This window comes from Vibrio scophthalmi LMG 19158, from assembly GCF_000222585.1.
Taxonomy (GTDB): Bacteria; Pseudomonadota; Gammaproteobacteria; order Enterobacterales; family Vibrionaceae; genus Vibrio; species Vibrio scophthalmi.
The window spans coordinates 56,740-77,716 of record NZ_AFWE01000180.1 but is presented as its reverse complement, the minus strand read 5'-3'; the positions used below and the strand labels follow the sequence as shown (position 1 = coordinate 77,716).

Here is a 20,977-nt window from a genome sequence, read left to right as displayed (position 1 = left end):
ATTGCCTAAGCAATAACTTATTGGATTATCATCAACGAGTGCCCACACAGATTGATAGGTTTATATTGTTAAAGAGCGTTCTTCTTTGTGACTCACATCACTTCGGAAGAGGCGGTCATTTTAGCGAGTTAAAGTTTAGTGTCAACCACTTTTTTCAAACTTTTTTTCAAGCAATTTGCTTGGCTAAGTAACCGTACCAACTCGACTCTCGTTTCTTTCGAACCGTCGCCGTGTCAGTGAGGTCGCATTATAGAGATCGGCGTCACGTTGGCAAGTCCTTTTTAGTGTTTTTTTTGTATTTTTTTGTTGTTTGGGTGTTTTCTAATCAAAGATGGCTATTTCTTCAACTCTTCTATGGCTAAAAGTGCCATATTTCTCTTTTAAGGAGTAACAATGACAGCATTACGTAGCTATAAAGGTATTGCTCCCGCTATCGGTGAGCGTGTTTATATAGATAGTAGCTCAGTTTTAGTCGGGGATATCTCGATTGGTGATGATTCCAGTATCTGGCCACTCGTGGCTGCGCGGGGCGATGTGAACCATATTCATATTGGCCAACGCACCAATGTACAAGATGGCAGCGTATTGCATGTTACCCATAAAAATAGTGAGAACCCGAATGGCTACCCTCTTATTATTGGTAACGATGTGACGATTGGTCATAAAGTAATGCTACATGGTTGTACGATTGAAGATCGCGTTCTCGTTGGGATGGGCGCAATTGTTCTTGATGGCGCAGTGATTCAAAAAGAAGTGATGATTGGTGCAGGAAGTTTGGTCCCTCCCGGCAAGATACTCGAGAGTGGTTACTTGTATGTTGGCAGCCCAGTAAAACAAGCGCGCCTTTTGCATGAGAAAGAACGCGCCTTTTTACAGAAGTCAGCGGACAACTATGTACAGAATAAAGAGGACTACCTTCATAACGTGGTAGAAATCAGTTAACCACTTCAATTTTCCCTTGAGGGTTAAATTCTTCCTCTTCTATTAATGCTTCAGCCAGCTCTTCAAGATCAAAACGGTATTGAGCAAAAACCTCTAATGCTTGCTGGCTGTTAGCAATACTCTGACCTGATAGTCGCTCTAACTCAACTTGGCTAATCAGACACTCAATCAATGCACCGGATTGCTGAGCAGGAAATACGATCGCTTGCTGCTCATCATCCCAAGCTTGCGTATCAGGGAAGAGAATGGATTGATTCATTATATACCTTCTAGGTTTTTTCTCAGTTCACGTAGGATTTGCTTTGTACCGGGTCTTAGCCCGCGCCACAACATAAAGCTTTCTGCCGCTTGGCCGACCAACATACCCAAACCATCATAGACACAAGTCGCACCTTGCTCGAGCGCCCACTGATTGAACGTCGTTTTGCCTTGGCCGTACATCATGTCATAGACACTGCTATGAGAAGCAAAGATTTGTGATGATATTGCTGGTAGCTCACCACTCAAGCTGGCTGATGTTGAATTGATGATCACATCAAAGGCTTGATCAATCTCTTCCATTGCGGTTGCGACTACATTGCCATAAGGCTGGAACATTTGCGCTAATTGCTCTGCTTTACTAAAAGTACGATTACTAATAACCAGCTGGCTTGGTTGTTGATCAAGTAATGGCTTAATCACACCGCGCGCCGCACCACCAGCACCAATAATAAGGATACGAGCGTCTTTTAGTGGCACTTGATATTGCAATAAGTCTTGGACTAGCCCTTCACCATCAGTATTGTCACCTAGGATAATGCCGTCATCTAACTTCTTAAGTGTATTAACCGCACCAGCTAGTTGAGCACGTTCCGTCAACCGGTCAGCAAACAAATAAGCCGCTTCCTTAAAAGGTACCGTCACGTTACAACCTCGCCCTCTGTCGGCAAAGAAGGCTTGTGCGCTCTCATTGAATCCATCGACGGGGGCAAGCTCGGCGGTATAGGTTAACGGTTGATTGGTTTGGCGAGCAAACAAGGTATGAATAAACGGTGATTTACTGTGGCCGATTGGGTTGCCGAAAACGGCATAGCGATCAATTTGCTGAGTCATGTCCTTACTACCAGAAATTAAAAAGGGTCTATCAAGACCCTATCACTATCTATATATAGAGGGAAGAACTACCACTGTCGTGGTTTGAGGTAGTGATCGTAGAGTTGTGCTTCTGGCGATCCCGCTTCCGGTTGGTAACCATATTCCCAACGCGCCAATGGCGGCATCGACATTAATATCGATTCAGCTCTTCCACCACTTTGTAAACCAAACAAAGTGCCACGATCGCACACAAGGTTAAACTCCACATAACGGCCACGACGATAAAGTTGGAACTGACGCTCACGCTCGCCATACCCGGTAGCCTTCCTACGTTCAACAATCGGCAGATAAGCTTGCGTATATCCCGCCCCAATGGTTTTCATGTAGTTAAAGCTGCGCTCGAACCCCCACTGATTCAAATCATCAAAAAACAGCCCGCCCACGCCACGTGTTTCATCACGATGTGGGAGATAGAAATACTTATCGCACCATTCCTTATGCTCAGCATAAACACCATCGCCAAATGGGGCGCAAAGATTTTTGGCACAAGCATGCCAATCAACGCAATCTTGCTCAAAAGGATAAAACGGCGTTAAGTCAAAGCCACCCCCAAACCACCAAATCGGCTCTTCGCCCTCTTTTTCAGCAATAAAGAAACGGACATTAGCATGCGATGTCGGCACATAAGGGTTATGCGGATGCATCACCAAAGAAACCCCCATCGCTTCAAAGCGACGACCAGCCAACTCCGGACGATGAGCCGTGGCGGACGCTGGCATCTGTTTTCCCATCACATGTGAGAAGTTAACCCCACCTTGTTCAAACACATTTCCGCTTGTCATGACTCGAGTTCGACCACCGCCACTAAGATGTTCACCCGGTTCGCGCTGCCAAGCATCTTCTTTAAAAATACCGGCACCATCCGCTCGTTCGAGCTGAAGGCAAATACTGTCTTGCAACGCCATTAGAAATTGTTTTACGGCTTGCTTATCAATTGAGCTTGGCATGTGACTTCCTTGATTCATTTTGAGCTTATTATTATGGCGCTTAGAGCATGACAGTTGCTATTTAGCCCTGTCGCAACACTTGTAGGGTTTTGGCGTCACGAATTTCACTTGGTTTATCACGACCACCCGTTGTACCACGTAAAATGGCCACCAGCTGATCGCCAAGTTGTTGTTCTACTTCTTCTGTGGTCATGCACGGTGCCAAACCCGATAAATTAGCACTGGTTGACGTGATTGGTTTGCCAAAGGCTAAACACATTTGCTGTACCAATGGGTGATCAGTAACGCGTACGGCGATCGAATCAAATTGTCCCGAAACCCAATCTGACACTTTATCGCTGATTGGCATAATCCAAGTATATGGCCCAGGCCAAGTAGCTTGGACAGTCTGCAGCTGCTGTTCCGTTAACTGTGACTCATCAATATACGGTACAAGCTGCTGATAATTAGCAGCAATCAGAATCAACCCTTTCTCTACTGGTCTTTGCTTTAGCGTGAGCAGTTTCTGAATAGCTTGCGGATTATCTGGATCACAACCGACGCCAAATACACCTTCTGTTGGGTAGGCAATCACTTCGCCCTGTTGCAAGGCGGTCAATGCCTGCTCAAAGTTGTCCACTTCGCGTTCCTTTCATATTTCTATTAACATTTTTGCTCAGTGTACTAACAATCCATCTTGGTGACTAAAGCAATTTATTTATAAATTATGTCTATTGTATTTCAACCCTGACGCAAACGTTTGCTTGAGAGAAAAATACTCGTATAATGCGCACAAAACACGTATTCACCTAATGGCAGCTTGAAGGAGTTTGAGATGAAAGTCGGTATTATCATGGGTTCAAAATCGGATTGGCCAACCATGAAGCTCGCAGCAGAAATGCTCGACACATTTGGTGTCAGTTATGAAACCAAAGTCGTTTCAGCGCACCGCACTCCTCAACTGCTTGCGGATTACGCTTCTAGCGCGAAAGAACGCGGTATTAAAGTTATTATTGCCGGCGCTGGCGGCGCTGCTCATCTTCCAGGTATGGCAGCGGCGTTTACCTCTGTCCCTGTCCTTGGTGTGCCAGTGCAATCACGCGCTTTAAAAGGAATGGATTCACTGCTCTCAATTGTACAGATGCCAAAAGGCATTGCCGTTGGCACGCTTGCCATTGGCGAAGCAGGCGCTGCCAACGCCGGTATTCTTGCAGCGCAAATTCTTGGTACGCATGATGAATCCATTATGGCCAAGGTTGAAGCCTTCCGCGCCGAGCAAACGGAAACTGTATTAGCCAATCCAAACCCAGCTGAGGACTAAGTGATGCGCGTATTGGTGTTAGGTGCCGGTCAATTGGCACGAATGATGTCTCTGGCGGGAGCCCCATTAAATATTGAGCTCACCGCTTATGATGTTAGCCAAGGCAAAGTGGTTCACCCACTCACTCAAGTTGAGATTAAACAAGATCTGGCCAGTGCGATCGCGCAAGCGGATGTCATTACCGCCGAATTTGAACATATCCCTCACGATATTCTCGACCTATGCCAACGCAGTGGTAAATTCCTTCCGTCCAGCCAAGCGTTCAAAGCTGGGGGGGATCGTCGCATTGAGAAGGCGCTGCTCGACAATGCGGGTGTACGCAATGCCAACTATGCCGTGATCAACACATACGAAGATTTCCTTGTCGCCATTGAGCATGTCGGTTTGCCGATGGTACTGAAAAGCGCCCTCGGGGGTTACGATGGCAAGGGTCAATGGCGCTTAAAAGACGCCAACAACATCGATGCTGTTTGGCAAGAGATGGCACAGTGTATCGCGAGCAGTGATAACCAAGCCATCGTCGCGGAAGAATTTGTGCCTTTTAGCCGTGAAGTATCTTTGGTTGGTGCTCGTGGTAAAGACGGATCTATCGCCGTTTATCCATTGGCGGAAAACGTCCATACCGATGGTGTACTGAGCCTTTCAACTGCAATCGCCGATCCCGCACTACAAGAACAAGCACAGCAGATGTTCACCGCCGTGGCACAAAGTTTAGATTATGTTGGGGTGTTAGCCCTGGAGTTCTTTGACGTGGATGGCAACTTGCTGGTCAATGAAATTGCGCCTCGAGTGCATAACTCAGGTCACTGGACTCAACAAGGCGCTGAAACCTGTCAGTTTGAAAACCATCTACGGGCAGTGTGTGGCTTACCACTTGGCAGCACTAAACTGGTGCGTGAAACCACTATGATCAACATATTGGGCGAAGACACTCTACCGCCAGCCCTACTGGCAATGGATGGCTGCCATATTCATTGGTACGGCAAAGAGAAACGAGCAGGTCGTAAAATGGGCCACATCAATGTATGTGGTGATTATAGCGGTGAACTGCAACGTCGTTTATGCGCCTTAGCCGAACAGCTCGATCAACAAGCCTTCCCAGCGATTCATAACTTTGCCGCTGGCTTTAATAAGTTCTCACTTTGAGTTCGGATTAGAAAATGAAGTCATAAAAAAACGGCGCCTTAATCAGCGCCGTTTTTATTGTGACTGCGTATGCTGACATTTTCGTTCCGCACACTGATATTTGATGCCACTCGCCAACTTCTTTTCGATCAGTAATGGAAAACCACACAACTCACAGCGCCCCTTTATTGGTGGCTGATTAACGGCAAACTTACACTTAGGATAGTTATCACACGCGTAAAAGAGTTTACCGAAACGAGTTTTGCGTTCAACCAAGTGACCTTTGCTGCACTCCGGACAGGCAATCATGTCAGTAGAGGCTTGCTCTTCCTGTTCTAAAGATTCGATGTGGTGACATTGCGGGTAAGCGCTGCAACCAATAAACATCCCATAACGACCTTGGCGTAACACCAACTCATTACCGCACTGCGGACATGGGACGCCCAACTCTTTGATGATATGACCATCGTTTTGGTGCAGAGGCTTGATAAAATCGCATTCTGGGTAGAGATTACATCCCAAGAATGGGCCATGTTTACCATGGCGAAGTTGTAACACGCCCTCACGTTGCTCATCTTGACACTTAGGACAAGCTTGATGCTCAAGAGCGTGTTCATGGGCAGAAAATAATTGCTGATCTATTTTACTACTCATAATTCCACTTACTGCCTTTCACTGACTGTGAAAACCAACTCAAACGCCATTAGGCTTCTTTTATGACAAGATAGATGAGTAAATCAATCTCGATCAAGCCGACTAATGGATTGGGTTGGGATTAATGAAGGATGCCTTGCTCTTTACTGTACAAAAGCTCTTCCATTAGCGTGTAGGCATTTTCGTTGCCTGGTACATTAAACAACACCATGAGTACGATCCATTTTAGATCGTCGAGCTCAAAATCATCGGTTTCCAAACCCATGATACGGTCAATGACCATCTCTCGTGTTTCCGTGGTCAACACATTAACTTGCTCAAGAAACATCAGAAAACCACGACACTCGACATCTAGGCGATCCATTTCTTGCGCAGTGTAAATGCGCGTCGACACCGCACCGCTCACCGAAATCGCTGCATGCTCTTCGCTTTGCTGTAGTGCTGCCAAATCTTCTAGCCAGATAAGGGCTTTATAAATGTCACTTTGTTCAAAACCAGCGCGAAGCAATTCATCTTCGAGCTCATCTTGATTAACTTGTAACTCAGCATCACTATGGATATAAGTTTCAAATAGATACATCAAGATATCCATCATCATAGCTTGCCCCTCCCCTTACGAATATAGCCACCGGAAACCGCAACAACATGCCCTGAAAGCTCAAGCTCTAAGAGCTGCATCATGACCTCTTGCACAGGGATATTGGTCCTTTGTGCCAGAATATCAACAGGTGTTACTTCGGCTCCTACGTTAGCTAACAGCTTGGCAAATGGCAATTGTTCTTTCTGCTCTTTTTCCAAGCTATGCTCAATTTGCATTAAAGGCTTATTAATATTAGACCAGCGCAACAGTGTATCTATTTCATTTAACACATCTTGTTCACTTTGTACTAAGCACGCCCCTTGCTGGATCAGGCTGTTACATCCTCTCGCTTGGGGCACTTGAATAGAGCCAGGAATAGCAAAAACGTCTCGACCTTGCTCTGCAGCATAGCGCGCGGTGATCAGAGAACCGCTTTTTTCCGCCGCTTCCACAACTAAGACACCCAGCGACAAACCACTAATAATGCGATTACGGCGCGGAAAGTTGCTCGCTTTCGGCAACGTTCGAGGGTGAAACTCCGATACCAAAGCGCCATTTTGCACCACTCGTGCTGCGAGTTTTCGATGGCGAGCGGGATAAACATGCTCAAGACCACAACCCAGTACTGCGATGGTTTTGCCTTTCGCCGTTAGAGCCCCATCATGCGCATAACCATCAATACCTAGCGCCAAGCCACTGGTGACCACCAAACCATGCTGAACCAATGCGGCAGCGAAGTGTTTGGCGTTGTTTAAACCATCAATCGAGGCATGACGACTGCCGACCAAGGCAATTTGTGGCTGATGTAATGCATTCAAATCACCTTTAACAAACAATACTGCCGGCGGTGCAGAAATCTGTTTCAATAGCGGCGGATAAGACTCCGACTGCAACGTGATAATATGGTGCTCTGTCGATGCATGCAGCCACTCTAAACATTGCATTAAATAAAGCTGATTCGGCTGTTGAATTGACCTCACTTGCGCTTCAGTTAAGCCGAGCGCCAAAAGTTGCGGCGAATCATAAGTGACTAACTGCGTTGCAGATGCCTTGCTAAGTAGCTTACTCATCCCTTTGGGCCCAAGCCTTGGGGTGAAGTAAAGCGTCAGCCACGCGATAAGGTCGAGATCAGGCTCATTACTCTCTACAATCATGATTTATCGCATCTCTCCGCCGCTGGCGATCGCTATTGGCGCGGTTAAAGAGTGAGTCGAATCGGCGGAGGATGACGATTGCACTACCGTATCAAACCCGATCGGTTGGCGGCTTTCTGTAACCAGCGCCAAACTAAAATACTGCTCCGCATCAATGACTCTTAGACGGCCAATGGACAAACTTGGCTGTTTTTCTATCACACGCTTTTCATCAGTCGCGAGGTGATCACTCAACTCACTCAATACTGGTGCTTGGTACAAATCAAACCAACTTCCTTGTACAACCCCTTCTTGCTGACCACGATTAAGCACCACTATTTGGTTTTTAACGACATAATCACGACCATCAATCGCACCTAATATCGTGGTGAGCCGGTTCTCGATTATGGGATGGAGTGAATAAGCAAAAGAATGAGCGTCACGGGTTTGGCTATCGAGCGGTAGCACCACATCATCTCGTAATATCTCTTGCTGTTGCTGGCGCACTTGCAAGGTTGAGAAGTGTTTCTCGCGGGATTGTAATTCAGCAATCGCCACGCGCTTTAAAACCACCACGGTTTGCTCATCGCGAACATAAGTATCAAGCGGGCGGTAAATCCCCCATAACCCTTGTGAATGTGAGCCTTGGATAATGAGCGCTTCGTTATCTGATAATAAGCGCCGCCCACTGCGTGCGCCGAGTACACGACTAGCACGATCCAACTCTAGCTTGGTCAATAACAGAGCAGGGAGAAAGGAAAAATCATGCCGATACGACGATGTAATTGAACGAGACTGATCTTGTGGTTGAGCTTGAGAAATTCGAATTTTTGGACTCAGTTTAACCAACAGCTTCACCTGTATCCCGGTTTCCGCCTGATCGGCACTCGATGTCAAATTCGCACTGGCTTGGGTAAGGGTAAGCAGAGACAAAATCAGCAAAACAATCGCAGGTAGTATTCGATACATACCTCAATCCTTGTGTTTTTGGCGCCAAACCACACAACAAAAATGGTTACTTTATCGGCACATTTGAAATTCAAAAAGCGTAATGATGCTGTCATTTGCCCTATAAAATGTCTAGAATTGAGCCAACGAGGTTTATCTCGATTCGGCACAAATCAATCTATCGAGTGTATATGTCTGTATTACAAGTATTAACATTCCCGGATGATCGCCTTCGCACAGTGGCAAAACCTGTCGAAGCCGTCACCCCTGAAATCCAAAAAATCGTCGATGACATGATCGAAACCATGTACGACGAAGAAGGCATTGGCCTAGCAGCAACACAAGTTGACATCCACCAACGTATCGTCGTGATCGACATTTCTGAAACCCGTGATGAACCAATGGTTCTGATCAACCCAGAAATCATCGAAAAACGTGGTGAGGATGGTATTGAAGAAGGCTGTCTATCTGTCCCTGGTGCTCGCGCCCTTGTGCCACGCGCGGCAGAAGTGACGGTTAAAGCACTGAATCGTGACGGTGAAGCGTTTTCGTTTGAAGCAGATGACCTATTAGCGATCTGCGTACAACACGAACTTGATCACTTACAAGGCAAACTGTTTGTTGACTACTTATCGCCGCTAAAGCGTAAGCGCATTCAAGACAAACTGGCTAAGATCAAACGTTTTAACGAAAAACAATAAATTCAAAAGGAAGGTACCTTGAGCAAACCTTTACGTATTGTATTTGCTGGTACTCCGGATTTCGCCGCCCTTCATTTGGCGGCGTTGTTGTCTTCGGAGCACGAAGTTATTGCAGCATACACCAACCCTGACCGCCCAGCGGGTCGTGGTAAAAAACTGACCGCCAGCGCGGTGAAGAATGTTGCACTTGAACACAACATTCCTGTTTATCAACCGGAAAACTTCAAATCAGATGAAGCAAAGCAACAGCTAGCCGATCTGAATGCAGACATCATGGTTGTGGTCGCTTACGGCTTATTGCTGCCGCAAGTGGTACTTGATACACCAAAACTCGGTTGTATTAACGTGCACGGTTCAATCTTGCCCCGTTGGCGTGGTGCCGCGCCGATTCAACGTTCAATTTGGGCAGGCGATGCCGAAACTGGCGTAACGATCATGCAGATGGATATCGGTCTTGATACCGGTGACATGCTAAAAGTGGCAACACTACCGATTGAAGCAAGTGACACCAGCTCTTCGATGTACGCAAAGCTAGCAGAACTTGGCCCTGTTGCTCTGGTTGAATGCTTGAATGATATCGCAGCTGGAACGGCCGTTGCCGTTAAGCAAGACGATGAATTGGCGAATTACGCCAAAAAACTCAGCAAAGAAGAAGCGCGCATTGATTGGAATGACGATGCTGCGCACATCGAACGTTGTGTGCGAGCTTTCAATCCATGGCCAATGAGCCACTTTGAAGTGGCTGAAAACAGCATCAAAGTATGGCAAAGCCGTGTTGCAGATCAAAGTTGTGATCAGCCTGCTGGGACTATTATCCAAGCAGATAAAACGGGTATCTATGTTGCCACTGGCAACGGCGTGCTGGTATTGGAGCAGCTGCAAGTTCCAGGCAAGAAAGCCATGTCAGTTCAAGATATCTTGAACTCACGTGCCGCTTGGTTTGAAGTGGGTAGCCAACTGAATTAATCCGTGGCGCACGAATAACATTGTGCACTAATAATATCGTGCACTCGCTTCACCATGACAAACACGTAACCACAGTCGCATGACTGTCAGTACATTTTAGGGGACAGAGATGTCCCCATCTAATTTAAGGTATTCACCATGAATGTTCGCGCTGCTGCTGCCAACGTCCTATTTCAAGTGGTAGACAAAGGTCACTCACTATCACACGCACTTCCTGCGGCTCAAAAAACCATTCGCCCACGCGACCACGCACTGCTTCAAGAAATCTGTTACGGCGCATTACGCTACCTACCGCGTCTTGAATCCATTGCCAACGAGCTAATGGAGAACCCATTAAAAGGTAAAAAGCGTGTATTCCACCACTTGATCTTGGTGGGCATTTATCAGCTGAGCTTCATGCGCATTCCTTCACACGCAGCCGTTGCTGAAACGGTAGAAGGTACAGAGACACTCCGTGGCCCAAGCCTACGCGGTCTAATTAACGCGGTATTACGTAACTACCTACGTAATCAAGAAGAGCTTGATGCGATTGCCGTTAGCCACAATGCGGGTAAATACGGTCACCCTAGCTGGTTACTAAAACTGCTGCAAGAGCACTACCCACAACAGTGGGAAAATATCGTTGAAGCCAACAACAGCAAAGCGCCGATGTGGCTGCGCGTTAACCGCCAACACCACACGCGTGATGAATACTTAGCTCTGATGCAAGAAGCTGAGATCGGTTGTAGCGTACACGCTTATGCGGCAGACGCGATCAAACTAGATTCCCCTTGCGATGTCACTCTGCTTCCGGGCTTTGACAAAGGCTGGGTATCGGTACAAGACGCGGCAGCGCAGCTTTCCGTTGATTACCTAACACCAAAAGATGGCGAGTTGATCCTAGATTGTTGTGCCGCGCCTGGTGGTAAAACTGCACATATTCTTGAGCACACCGTTGATACGGAAGTGGTAGCAATTGATAGTGATGCGACTCGTCTAAACCGCGTCTATGACAACCTTGAGCGTCTACAACTGCGTGCCGATGTTATTTGTGGTGATGCACGCTACCCTCAAGAGTGGTGGCAAGGTGAGCAATTCGATCGCATCCTACTGGATGCGCCATGTTCAGCAACAGGCGTAATTCGTCGCCACCCTGACATCAAGTGGCTACGTCGCGCCAACGATATTGAAGCGCTGGCAGCACTACAAAGTGAAATCTTAGATGCAATGTGGCAACAGCTTAAAGTTGGCGGCACACTGGTCTACGCAACCTGTTCTATCACACCGCAAGAGAACAAAAATCAGGTTAAAGCCTTCCTTGCTCGTACTGCCAATGCAGAGCTGCAAGGTTCTGATATCGAGAACCCTGGCCGTCAAATTCTGCCAGGTGAAGAAGATATGGATGGCTTCTACTACGCGGTGATGACTAAGCGCGCATAACGTTACATCACACTGAGTAATCAAAGTGAAGCTTGCGCTTTGCCGGCTTCACTATTATTTTCAATGCATTGAAAAAAGCTCTATACCGAATATGCTCGGCAAATAACGTTTGAAAGCCACATATTATGACGGTATATCAGCAGTTAAATGAGATAAGAATATGAAAATCATCATTCTTGGTGCAGGTCAGGTTGGCGGCACACTAGCTGAAAACCTTGTTGGCGAAAACAACGACATCACCATTGTCGATAAAGACAGCGATCGCCTGCGCGAGCTACAAGATAAATATGATTTACGGGTAATCAATGGCCATGCAAGCCATCCGGATGTACTCAGAGAAGCTGGGGCACAAGATGCCGACATGCTGGTCGCGGTAACCAATACCGACGAAACCAACATGGCTGCCTGCCAAGTCGCATTCTCTTTGTTTAATACTCCTAACCGCATCGCCCGCATACGCTCCCCTCAATACCTCGCTGAAAAAGAAGCTTTATTCCAATCAGGTGCCGTTCCGGTCGATCACCTTATCGCCCCTGAAGAATTGGTTACCAGCTACATCGAACGCTTAATTCAATATCCTGGCGCACTGCAAGTGGTGAGTTTTGCCGAGCAGAAAGTCAGCCTAGTCGCGGTCAAAGCCTATTACGGTGGCCCACTGGTGGGTAATGCCCTATCTGCTTTGCGTGAACACATGCCGCACATTGATACTCGTGTGGCGGCGATTTTCCGCCAAGGCCGTCCAATTCGCCCACAAGGCACCACCATAATTGAAGCCGATGACGAAGTCTTTTTCGTTGCTGCCAGTAACCATATTCGCTCGGTAATGAGTGAACTACAACGCCTAGAAAAACCTTACCGCCGCATCATGATTGTGGGTGGGGGTAACATCGGTGCTAGCCTTGCAAGACGTTTAGAACAAAACTACAGCGTGAAGTTGATTGAACGTAGCTATCAACGTGCCGAGCGCCTATCTGAAGAGTTAGAAAATACCATCGTCTTCTGTGGCGACGCCGCTGACCAAGAATTGCTAGCGGAAGAAAACATCGACCAAGTTGATGTGTTCATCGCTCTCACTAACGAAGACGAAACCAATATCATGTCAGCCATGCTAGCCAAACGCATGGGCGCTAAGAAAGTCATGGTACTGATCCAACGTGGTGCTTACGTTGACTTAGTCCAAGGCGGCGCGATTGATGTTGCTATTTCACCGCAACAAGCGACGATTTCTGCTTTGCTAACTCACGTACGTCGTGCCGATATTGTTAACGTATCCTCACTACGTCGCGGGGCCGCAGAAGCGATTGAAGCCATTGCCCACGGCGATGAAACCACCTCAAAAGTGGTTGGCCGCGCGATCGGTGAAATTCGCTTACCATCAGGCACCACCATTGGCGCAATTGTGCGTGGTGATGAAGTCTTAATTGCCCATGACCGCACCGTGATTGAACAGGATGACCACGTGGTGATGTTCTTAGTAGATAAGAAGTATGTTCCGGATGTAGAAGCACTCTTCCAGCCGAGCCCGTTCTTCCTCTAAGGCATGATATACCATGGTTAACTTTCGTCCCGTACTATTCGTGATAGGGTTAGTGCTGTCTAAGCTCGCCCTATTCATGTACGTCCCCACTCTTGTGGCATTCTTTTCTGGCACCTCTGGTTTTATCGAGTTTGGCCAGTCACTAATCATCACCCATGTGGCTGCGTTTTTATGCCTATCGATTGGCCGAACGGCCAATTTTAAACTCAGCGTGCGTGACATGTTCCTCATCACCAGTTTGGTGTGGACCATTGCCAGCGCCTTTGCAGCACTGCCATTTGTCTTTATCAACCACATCAGCTTTACCGATGCTTACTTTGAGACCATGTCTGGTATCACCACAACCGGCTCAACCGTACTAAGTGGACTCGACAACATGGCGCCAAGTATCTTGCTGTGGCGCTCGATATTGCAATGGCTCGGCGGGATTGGCTTTATCGTAATGGCGGTAGCGGTACTACCAATGCTTAACGTTGGTGGTATGAAGCTGTTCCAAACTGAATCATCCGATTGGTCAGACAAAAGTAGCCCACGGGCGAAAACCGTCGCGAAGAACATCGTACTGGTGTATCTGATCCTCACCGGTCTATGCATGATTGGTTTCTTACTCTCTGGCATGACGGTATTCGAAGCCATCAACCACTCTTTTACCACGCTATCAACCGGCGGTTACTCCACCTCTGATGGCTCAATGAACCACTTCTCACACAGTGCTCATTGGAATGCGACGCTGTTTATGTTCTTGGGTGGACTACCCTTCTTGCTCTTTGTTTCCGCTCTCACCAAGCGTCATCCGAGCATTTTGCTTAAAGATGCCCAGGTGCGTGGCTTTACCTATCTGTTCTTAGGCAGTAGCTTGATCGTCAGTGCATGGTTGGTAATTCATAACGACTACGCGGTACTCGATGCATTGCGGGTTTCGATGTTCAATATCGTTTCTGTTGTGACGACGACGGGTTTTGGTTTGGAAGATTTCACCGCTTGGGGCGCATTGCCTACCACGGTATTTGCTTTTCTACTGATGGTGGGAGCTTGCTCTGGCTCGACATCTGGCGGGATTAAAATATTCCGTATCCAAATCGCCATGACCTTGTTGCACAAGCAGATGATGAAACTAGTCCATCCATCGGGCGTGTTTGTTCAACGCTATAATCAGCGCCCAGTGAACGACGACATCGTGCGTTCGGTGGTGGCCTTCTGTCTGGTTTATTTTCTCACTATCATCTTTGTTGCGGGTTGCTTAAGCTCACTTGGCCTTGACCCAACCACCAGTATTTCTGGTGCGGTAACGGCCGTCGCCAACGTCGGTCCTGGCATGGGGGCGCATATCGGCCCAACAGGGAACTTTGCTTCACTGCCTGATACAGCGAAATGGATATTGAGTTTCGGTATGTTGATGGGAAGGCTAGAAATCTTAACCATCTTGGTGCTGTTCTTCCCAGCCTTCTGGCGTCGTTAAACCGGCGTCACATAGTAATAAATCGCACAAAAGTGACAAGCGCATCCTGCTAACACAAAACCATGCCATATAGCATGATTGTAGGGGATGCGCTTCGCGACATAAAAAATCACCCCGAGCGAATAAATCACCCCACCCAAGCCAAGCAGAATCAAGCCACCCAATTGAACATGCAGCGCTAATTGATAAATCACCACCAGTGATAACCAGCCCATCAACAGATAAGTCACCAAAGATAAGCGCTTAAAGCGATAGACAAAAGCGACCTTCATAATGATGCCGACAAGCGCAATGCTCCAAATCACCACCATCAAGCCAATCGCCAAAGGGGTGCGTAAGCTCACCAGTAAAAATGGGGTATAGCTGCCAGCAATCAGCAAATAAATCGCGCAATGGTCAAAGGTTTTGAGTGCGCGTTTGGCTCGTGGTGAGGGAATGGCATGATAGAGCGTTGAGGCAAGAAACAGCACAATAATACTGGCGCCGTAAATGGTGTAGCTAGCAATAGTCAGCGCATCGGCATGGTAAGCATGGGCTTTAAGCAACAGCATTACCAAACCGATAATACCCAGTACCATTCCGATCGCATGAGTAATCGTATTCGCGAGCTCTTCTTTAGCGCTGTACGCTGCGTTGCTGGTTTCAGACATAACGTTTACTCAGGTGTTTGAACATTTCCACCTGAGTATGCCACATTTAGCTTACACGTGTAAGCTCAAGTTATTGTAAATACTGTTAACAGGTCGACTCGAGGTACTCGATCACCTGTTGGCCGGCTTCAGTCGGCGTTGCATTCAATGGAATGGTGAGCTCACGCTTTAATTGCCCCACGCCCAACAAACTGGCCAGCATACCTTTGGCCCCTTCACGATGGCGATCAACTTCAAACCACAACGTCAATTGTTCAGTATCACGATGAGCGACGAGCTCTAACTCGCGCCAACGACCATGATAGGGCCCGGTAGTCGGCACAAACTCAAACTCTTGTACAAACGGCAATTCAAAGCCATCCACCGCTTCACATTCCACTTGGCGAATCCGCATGCCTTGCGCTTCTAGCGCAGACAACACCCCATCCAACAAGGGATCAGGACGCACTGTGACAATATCGGTATCACTCGGATCTTTGGCCATTGAGATATCAAGCCCCGTTTCGAGCCACACTTTGGCATCGCCAATGGTCACCGGAGTATTCCACGGCACATCCAACTCCACTTCGAATTCACGGGACTCTCCCGGATGAATCGTGAAGGCATAAGGCAGACTCCACGTCGCGAGTGGGTAGTTTTGTGGCATGCGGCGCATGCGGTTTGTGTTTTGCTGGTTCTTATTGTGATCAGCCGGCACTTCTTTGATGTAGCGGCAGTAAAGTTTGAGATCGATATTATCAATCTCCTGCTCTGTCGCACCACCATAAACATGAATGGTAATATTGACCTTCTGTCCGGGATAGAGCACTTCTTGCTGAAGTACCGAATCCACCTGTGCTGAGCCAATACCAAAACTGGCTAGGGTCTTCTTAAAAAATGACATCTTAATCCTCCATGAAACGCTCCCGACAGACATACAATCGTACGCTGATGGTGCGAAAAGAGTTCTCTCTTTTTTATCTCTATAGACGATCGCACAGAAATTGCCTGATAACCAGTCACGCTTTGTCATAGCAAGATCTCGCTTACATCACACATTGTTTAATTTAGCACTTTAAATCATGTATTAAGCGCAAAAATTAGGTGACAGCGCTATCTTTTAAAGTGATTAGATATCGACCAATATATCGCTTGGTGCTAACCTATCTTTGATATGTTTTGCATATCATTAACCCTACTCGGGCATTTGGATTGGCGAGAGCCAGAAAGAGCCAAACTTCAGTAATGAAGCTCAACTCATGCCCCCGTAGGCCATTACATCGGCAATGGATATGCCTGACAGTTCGGTAAATAGATGCGCCCAACTACCGTCAGGTTTTCGCACACTAACCGTAGTGCAATGCGTCGTCGTAGTGGTTTTGCCGCTGCGCCTGTCGCGAAAAAACTTTCGCCTAGCATGACTCTTGTGGAGAAGAACACCATTTTGGCTCCGACTCCTGCAGAGCATATCAAGGCGGCATAATTAAAAAGCGCAGATCTCTGCGCTTTTTTCTTTGTCGATCCAACACCATCACTCATCCTGCTTTTACTGACCTTGTTAGCGACAAAATCTTCGCGACAATGTGTTAATCAGATTGCTATTTCCCTCGAGCATTTGTTACCTTTATCGACAAATCATTATAATTATTGTGGAGAAAGTTGATGAATTGCCATCGAATTGAAGAGCTGCTCGAGCTTCTAGGCCCTGAGTGGCAAAAAGACCAAGAAATGAACATGCTGCAGTTCTTGGTTAAGCTAGCCAAAGAGGCCGGTTACCAAGGCCCGCTAGAGGAGCTCACTGATGATGTGCTTATCTACCATCTTAAAATGCGCAACAGCAGCAAAGATGAGATGATACCGGGCCTGAAAAAAGACCAAGAAGATGACTTTAAAACCGCCATTCTTCGCGCTCGTGGCATCATTAAGTAATCGAAACAAATTGTTCAAGGCAGCTCAGGCTGCCTTTTTTAATGCCTAGAGATCGACTTACGCCCTATTCCTGAAAAATAACCCAAGGATTATTGTTAATAGTTAATGATGTCAAAGAAATAGAATTGTTATTAATTGTATACTTTGCCACCTAAACTAAAAGCAGCAATACCAGAAGTCATCAGAGCTTAATCCACCATCTTAACTGCCTTTTATTAAGCCTGACTTCACCAAGAACCAGAGTGTGATCAAAAGAAATCGCACCGACACCGTCCAAAAGGAAGCACAATGAGTCAGGACAAAATTGATATTAAAGATGTAACGCCCAAAACGTTTAATCCCAAAACACATAAAACCCAAGGCGATCGCTTTAATCCCAGCAATCGAATCTACGTCCGTGAAAGCAAAGGCACTTATCAACTGCTGCGTCGTTATGGCGGGTGGTTTTTACTGCTGCTATTTGCGCTAATCCCATGGATTCATTTTGGTGAACGCCAAGCAATTTTGCTTGATATCGGTAATCAACAATTCAACTTCTTTGGCACCACTCTGTACCCTCAGGACTTAACTCTACTGGCAACCTTGCTGGTGATCGCCGCCTTTGGCCTGTTTTTTATTACCACCTTCTTGGGCCGTGTCTGGTGTGGCTACTTATGTCCGCAAACGGTGTGGACTTTCATCTATATCTGGTTTGAAGAGAAGCTGGAAGGCAACGCCAATAAGCGTCGTAAACAAGATTCAGGCAAGCTGACTCGTTCACTGGTATTGCGTAAAAGCCTCAAGCATCTTGCGTGGTTTGCTATCGCCCTCGCGACCGGTTTCACCTTTACCGGTTACTTCGTACCGATCCGTGAATTAGTGGTGGAGTTCTTTACCTTTGAGTCCAGCTTTTGGCCGGTATTCTGGGTGATGTTTTTTGCCATTTGTACTTACGGTAATGCTGGGTGGATGCGCTCCATTATGTGTATTCACATGTGTCCGTATGCGCGTTTCCAATCAGCCATGTTTGATAAAGATACCTTTATTGTCGGCTACGACAGCAAGCGTGGGGAAGCGCGTGGCCCTCGCTCACGCAAAGCCGATCACAAAGCGCTGGGATTAGGCGATTGCATCGACTGTAACTTGTGTGTGCAAGTTTGCCCGACCGGTATCGATATTCGTGACGGCTTGCAATATGAATGCATTAACTGCGGCGCCTGTATTGATGCTTGTGACCAAACCATGGATAAAATGGGCTATGAGAAAGGACTGATCAGCTATACCACCGAGCACCGCCTATCAGGCAAGTCCACCAAGGTGATGCGGCCAAAACTGCTCGGTTACGGCGCGGTATTGCTGTTGATTACCGGATTGTTTTTCATCCAGATAGCCAGCGTCGACCCTGCTGGGATGAATGTGCTGCGAGATCGCAGCCAGCTTTATCGTGAAAACAGCTCAGGTGAGATTGAAAATACCTATACACTAAAAATCATCAATAAAACCCAACAGACTCAACAGTATCAACTGAGTGTCACAGGGCTAGAAGATGTCTCTTGGTACGGAAAAAATACCGTGACAGTAGCACCTGGTGAAGTGTTAACACTGCCAATGAGTTTGGGCATGCAAGCCGATAATCTCAGCTCTCCTGTTTCAACAATACAGTTTATACTGTCTGACAGTGAACAATTTACCCTCTCGGTAGAAAGCAGATTTATCAAAAAGTTATAAGCCTGCCCTCGCCCCCAATTACGGTAAGGGCTCAGTAATGAGCCCTTTATTTTATGTCAGAAACAGCATTTAACTTTGATGCGCTCACCCCAGATTTTATGTGGTACGCACTCGAAAGCATCGGCATTCGTGCTGAATCCGGTTTTTTACCGCTCAATAGCTATGAGAATCGCGTTTATCAGTTTACCGATGAAGAGCGCCAACGTTATGTAGTTAAGTTCTACCGCCCTGAACGTTGGAGCAGTGAGCAAATTCAAGAAGAGCACGACTTTACCCTAGAACTGATCGAAGCCGACATCCCAGTCGCGCCGCCGTGCCGCATCGAAGGTAAAACCCTGCATTTCTATCAAGGCTACCTTTTTGCTCTGTTTGCCAGTGTTGGCGGACGCCAGTTTGAAGTCGACAATTTAGAGCAGTTAGAAGGTGTGGGCCGCTTTCTTGGGCGTATCCACAAGGTTGGATCACGCACGCCATTCGTGCACCGACCAACGCTGAGCTTAGAGGAATACCTCTACCAACCTCGCCAGTTGCTCCAGCAGTCAACCTTTATCCCCATGCATCTTGAAAATGCTTTCTTTAATGATCTTGATTTGCTGATCAAACGCTTAGAAGATCATTGGCAAACCCCTTCGCAAATCATTCGTCTCCACGGTGACTGTCATCCGGGCAATATCTTGTGGCGTGACGGCCCGATGTTTGTCGATTTGGATGATTCACGCAATGGCCCAGCCGTCCAAGACTTGTGGATGTTGCTTAACGGTGATCGCGCCGACAAAACCATGCAGCTCGATATTTTGCTAGAGGCTTACCAAGAATTTAGTGATTTCAATATGAATGAGTTGAAACTAATTGAGCCATTGCGCGGTCTACGTATGGTGCATTATATGGCATGGCTGGCAAAAAGATGGCAGGATCCCGCCTTCCCAATTGCTTTCCCTTGGTTTGATGATCCAAAATATTGGGAAAGTCAGGTATTGGCATTTAAAGAACAAATTGCGGCGTTAAACGAAGCACCTTTGACCCTAATGCCGCAATGGTAACGTCTAAAAAAACAATAAAATGGAGATAATAATGAAAAAGCTGTTTGCACTTGTGACCACCCTTCTGCTGAGCCTATCTGCTCACGCAGCGCAATTTTCTGAAGGGGAGCACTACAAGGTTCTTGATCTTGAAGCATCAAAAAAACCAACGGTCACTGAGTTTTTCTCATTTTACTGCCCACACTGTAAAACTTTCGACCCAATCATTCGCCAACTAAAAGCGCAACTACCAGAAGGCGTGAAGCTAAACAAAGCACACGTATCCCTAATGGGTGGCGCAATGGGCAAAGAGTTAAATAAAGCTTTCGCTACCATGGTGGTACTGAAAGTAGAAGACAAGATGGCTCCAGTGATGTTTAACCGCATCCAGACAATGCGTAAAGCACCAAACAGCGCAGAAGAAGTGCGTCAAATCTTCCTTGATGAAGGTATTGATGCGAAGAAATTTGATGCGGCTTACAACGGTTTTACGGTTGACTCAATGGCACGTCGTTACGACAAGCAATTCCAAGATGCTGGTTTAACCGGTGTTCCTGCTGTTGTGGTAAATAACAAATACCTTGTTCAAGCACAATCAATTGAAAGCCTTGACCAATACTTTGCACTGGTGAATTACCTAACCACGTTGAAATAGTGGCCTTGAAGTAATCACATTTTTCGCCATTCATTTGGCCACATTCAATAAGGGAGCTTCGGCTCCCTTATTATTTTTTACTTTCCAACCGATACGACTCAACATTATTGCCTACCCATTAGTCCTATTAATACCCGACAAAAAAACATTGTAGCAATCAATCCCCCCCTTGAAGAAAGCACACCACGGCAAC

The 20,977-nt window shown here is 46.9% G+C and carries 23 protein-coding genes; 13 read left to right on the top strand and 10 right to left on the bottom strand.

The window, feature by feature from the left end; genetic code table 11:
• Positions 1 to 393: 393 nt before the first annotated feature.
• Positions 394 to 942, top strand: a complete 549-nt coding sequence (locus tag RH88_RS14680; protein WP_005597386.1) for a gamma carbonic anhydrase family protein — start codon at positions 394 to 396, stop codon at positions 940 to 942.
• On the opposite strand, the gene RH88_RS14675 is transcribed toward RH88_RS14680, so the two are convergent.
• From RH88_RS14675 to tsaC, 4 genes are all read right to left on the bottom strand, one after another.
• A complete protein-coding gene (locus RH88_RS14675) occupies positions 935 to 1,201 on the bottom strand; it encodes a DUF1488 family protein (RefSeq protein WP_005597384.1) in 267 nt (88 codons plus the stop codon). The two genes, RH88_RS14680 and RH88_RS14675, sit on opposite strands and share 8 nt — an antisense overlap.
• Positions 1,201 to 2,034 (bottom strand): shikimate dehydrogenase, encoded by an 834-nt coding sequence (gene aroE, locus RH88_RS14670; RefSeq protein ID WP_005597383.1) that lies wholly within the window; start codon positions 2,032 to 2,034, stop codon positions 1,201 to 1,203. The genes RH88_RS14675 and aroE overlap by 1 nt, the downstream gene beginning before the upstream one ends.
• A 68-nt stretch (positions 2,035 to 2,102) precedes the next feature.
• The gene (gene hemF / locus RH88_RS14665; RefSeq protein WP_005597381.1) at positions 2,103 to 3,023 is read right to left on the bottom strand and encodes an oxygen-dependent coproporphyrinogen oxidase; all 921 of its coding nucleotides are present in this window, start codon (positions 3,021 to 3,023) and stop codon (positions 2,103 to 2,105) included.
• Positions 3,024 to 3,084: 61 nt separating this feature from the next.
• Positions 3,085 to 3,642, bottom strand: a complete 558-nt coding sequence (tsaC, locus tag RH88_RS14660) for an L-threonylcarbamoyladenylate synthase type 1 TsaC (RefSeq protein ID WP_005597379.1) — start codon at positions 3,640 to 3,642, stop codon at positions 3,085 to 3,087.
• Between the two features lie 195 nt (positions 3,643 to 3,837).
• On the opposite strand from tsaC, the gene purE reads away from it, so the two are divergent.
• Positions 3,838 to 4,323 carry a 5-(carboxyamino)imidazole ribonucleotide mutase gene (purE, locus tag RH88_RS14655; protein ID WP_005597378.1) on the top strand — a complete coding sequence of 162 codons (486 nt, stop codon included), beginning with the start codon at positions 3,838 to 3,840 and terminating at the stop codon, positions 4,321 to 4,323.
• Between the two features lie 3 nt (positions 4,324 to 4,326).
• The gene (locus RH88_RS14650) at positions 4,327 to 5,469 is read left to right on the top strand and encodes a 5-(carboxyamino)imidazole ribonucleotide synthase (RefSeq protein ID WP_005597376.1); all 1,143 of its coding nucleotides are present in this window, start codon (positions 4,327 to 4,329) and stop codon (positions 5,467 to 5,469) included.
• Positions 5,470 to 5,523: 54 nt separating this feature from the next.
• Here the strand turns inward: RH88_RS14650 and RH88_RS14645 are convergent, their stop codons facing one another.
• The 4 genes from RH88_RS14645 to RH88_RS14630 all read right to left on the bottom strand — a co-directional run bounded on the left by RH88_RS14645 (position 5,524) and on the right by RH88_RS14630 (position 8,784).
• The gene (locus RH88_RS14645; RefSeq protein WP_005597361.1) at positions 5,524 to 6,102 is read right to left on the bottom strand and encodes a DNA topoisomerase family protein; all 579 of its coding nucleotides are present in this window, start codon (positions 6,100 to 6,102) and stop codon (positions 5,524 to 5,526) included.
• 121 nt (positions 6,103 to 6,223) lie between these two features.
• A complete protein-coding gene (locus RH88_RS14640; protein WP_005597359.1) occupies positions 6,224 to 6,700 on the bottom strand; it encodes a DUF494 family protein in 477 nt (158 codons plus the stop codon).
• Positions 6,697 to 7,836 (bottom strand): DNA-processing protein DprA, encoded by a 1,140-nt coding sequence (gene dprA / locus RH88_RS14635; protein WP_005597357.1) that lies wholly within the window; start codon positions 7,834 to 7,836, stop codon positions 6,697 to 6,699. Before dprA ends, RH88_RS14640 begins: the two co-directional genes overlap by 4 nt.
• Before the next feature lie 3 nt (positions 7,837 to 7,839).
• The gene (locus RH88_RS14630) at positions 7,840 to 8,784 is read right to left on the bottom strand and encodes a hypothetical protein (protein ID WP_005597355.1); all 945 of its coding nucleotides are present in this window, start codon (positions 8,782 to 8,784) and stop codon (positions 7,840 to 7,842) included.
• Between the two features lie 170 nt (positions 8,785 to 8,954).
• On the opposite strand from RH88_RS14630, the gene def reads away from it, so the two are divergent.
• The 5 genes from def to RH88_RS14605 all read left to right on the top strand — a co-directional run bounded on the left by def (position 8,955) and on the right by RH88_RS14605 (position 14,845).
• A complete protein-coding gene (gene def, locus RH88_RS14625) occupies positions 8,955 to 9,464 on the top strand; it encodes a peptide deformylase (RefSeq protein ID WP_005597353.1) in 510 nt (169 codons plus the stop codon).
• 18 nt (positions 9,465 to 9,482) lie between these two features.
• Positions 9,483 to 10,430, top strand: a complete 948-nt coding sequence (gene fmt, locus RH88_RS14620) for a methionyl-tRNA formyltransferase (protein WP_005597351.1) — start codon at positions 9,483 to 9,485, stop codon at positions 10,428 to 10,430.
• Positions 10,431 to 10,568: 138 nt separating this feature from the next.
• Positions 10,569 to 11,849, top strand: a complete 1,281-nt coding sequence (rsmB, locus tag RH88_RS14615; protein ID WP_005597350.1) for a 16S rRNA (cytosine(967)-C(5))-methyltransferase RsmB — start codon at positions 10,569 to 10,571, stop codon at positions 11,847 to 11,849.
• Between the two features lie 160 nt (positions 11,850 to 12,009).
• Positions 12,010 to 13,386 carry a Trk system potassium transporter TrkA gene (trkA, locus tag RH88_RS14610; protein WP_005597349.1) on the top strand — a complete coding sequence of 459 codons (1,377 nt, stop codon included), beginning with the start codon at positions 12,010 to 12,012 and terminating at the stop codon, positions 13,384 to 13,386.
• A 13-nt stretch (positions 13,387 to 13,399) separates the two neighbouring features.
• Positions 13,400 to 14,845, top strand: a complete 1,446-nt coding sequence (locus RH88_RS14605) for a TrkH family potassium uptake protein (protein ID WP_005597348.1) — start codon at positions 13,400 to 13,402, stop codon at positions 14,843 to 14,845.
• Here RH88_RS14605 and trhA read toward each other — a convergent pair.
• Positions 14,842 to 15,495 carry a PAQR family membrane homeostasis protein TrhA gene (gene trhA, locus RH88_RS14600; protein ID WP_005597346.1) on the bottom strand — a complete coding sequence of 218 codons (654 nt, stop codon included), beginning with the start codon at positions 15,493 to 15,495 and terminating at the stop codon, positions 14,842 to 14,844. The two genes, RH88_RS14605 and trhA, sit on opposite strands and share 4 nt — an antisense overlap.
• Before the next feature lie 85 nt (positions 15,496 to 15,580).
• Entirely contained in the window at positions 15,581 to 16,378 is a 798-nt protein-coding gene (locus RH88_RS14595) for a sporulation protein (protein ID WP_005597345.1), read from the bottom strand.
• Positions 16,379 to 16,789: 411 nt separating this feature from the next.
• On the opposite strand from RH88_RS14595, the gene RH88_RS23740 reads away from it, so the two are divergent.
• The 5 genes from RH88_RS23740 (at position 16,790) to RH88_RS14575 (ending at position 20,784) form a co-directional block, all read left to right on the top strand.
• A complete protein-coding gene (locus RH88_RS23740; RefSeq protein WP_086027409.1) occupies positions 16,790 to 16,957 on the top strand; it encodes a hypothetical protein in 168 nt (55 codons plus the stop codon).
• A gap of 179 nt (positions 16,958 to 17,136) precedes the next feature.
• Positions 17,137 to 17,403, top strand: coding sequence for a YihD family protein (locus tag RH88_RS14590; RefSeq protein WP_005597343.1), 267 nt, complete (start codon positions 17,137 to 17,139; stop codon positions 17,401 to 17,403).
• Positions 17,404 to 17,691: 288 nt separating this feature from the next.
• The gene (gene ccoG / locus RH88_RS14585; RefSeq protein ID WP_005597342.1) at positions 17,692 to 19,110 is read left to right on the top strand and encodes a cytochrome c oxidase accessory protein CcoG; all 1,419 of its coding nucleotides are present in this window, start codon (positions 17,692 to 17,694) and stop codon (positions 19,108 to 19,110) included.
• Between the two features lie 53 nt (positions 19,111 to 19,163).
• A complete protein-coding gene (locus tag RH88_RS14580) occupies positions 19,164 to 20,150 on the top strand; it encodes a serine/threonine protein kinase (protein ID WP_005597340.1) in 987 nt (328 codons plus the stop codon).
• Positions 20,151 to 20,181: 31 nt separating this feature from the next.
• Entirely contained in the window at positions 20,182 to 20,784 is a 603-nt protein-coding gene (locus RH88_RS14575; RefSeq protein WP_005597338.1) for a thiol:disulfide interchange protein DsbA/DsbL, read from the top strand.
• Positions 20,785 to 20,977 lie beyond the last annotated feature (193 nt).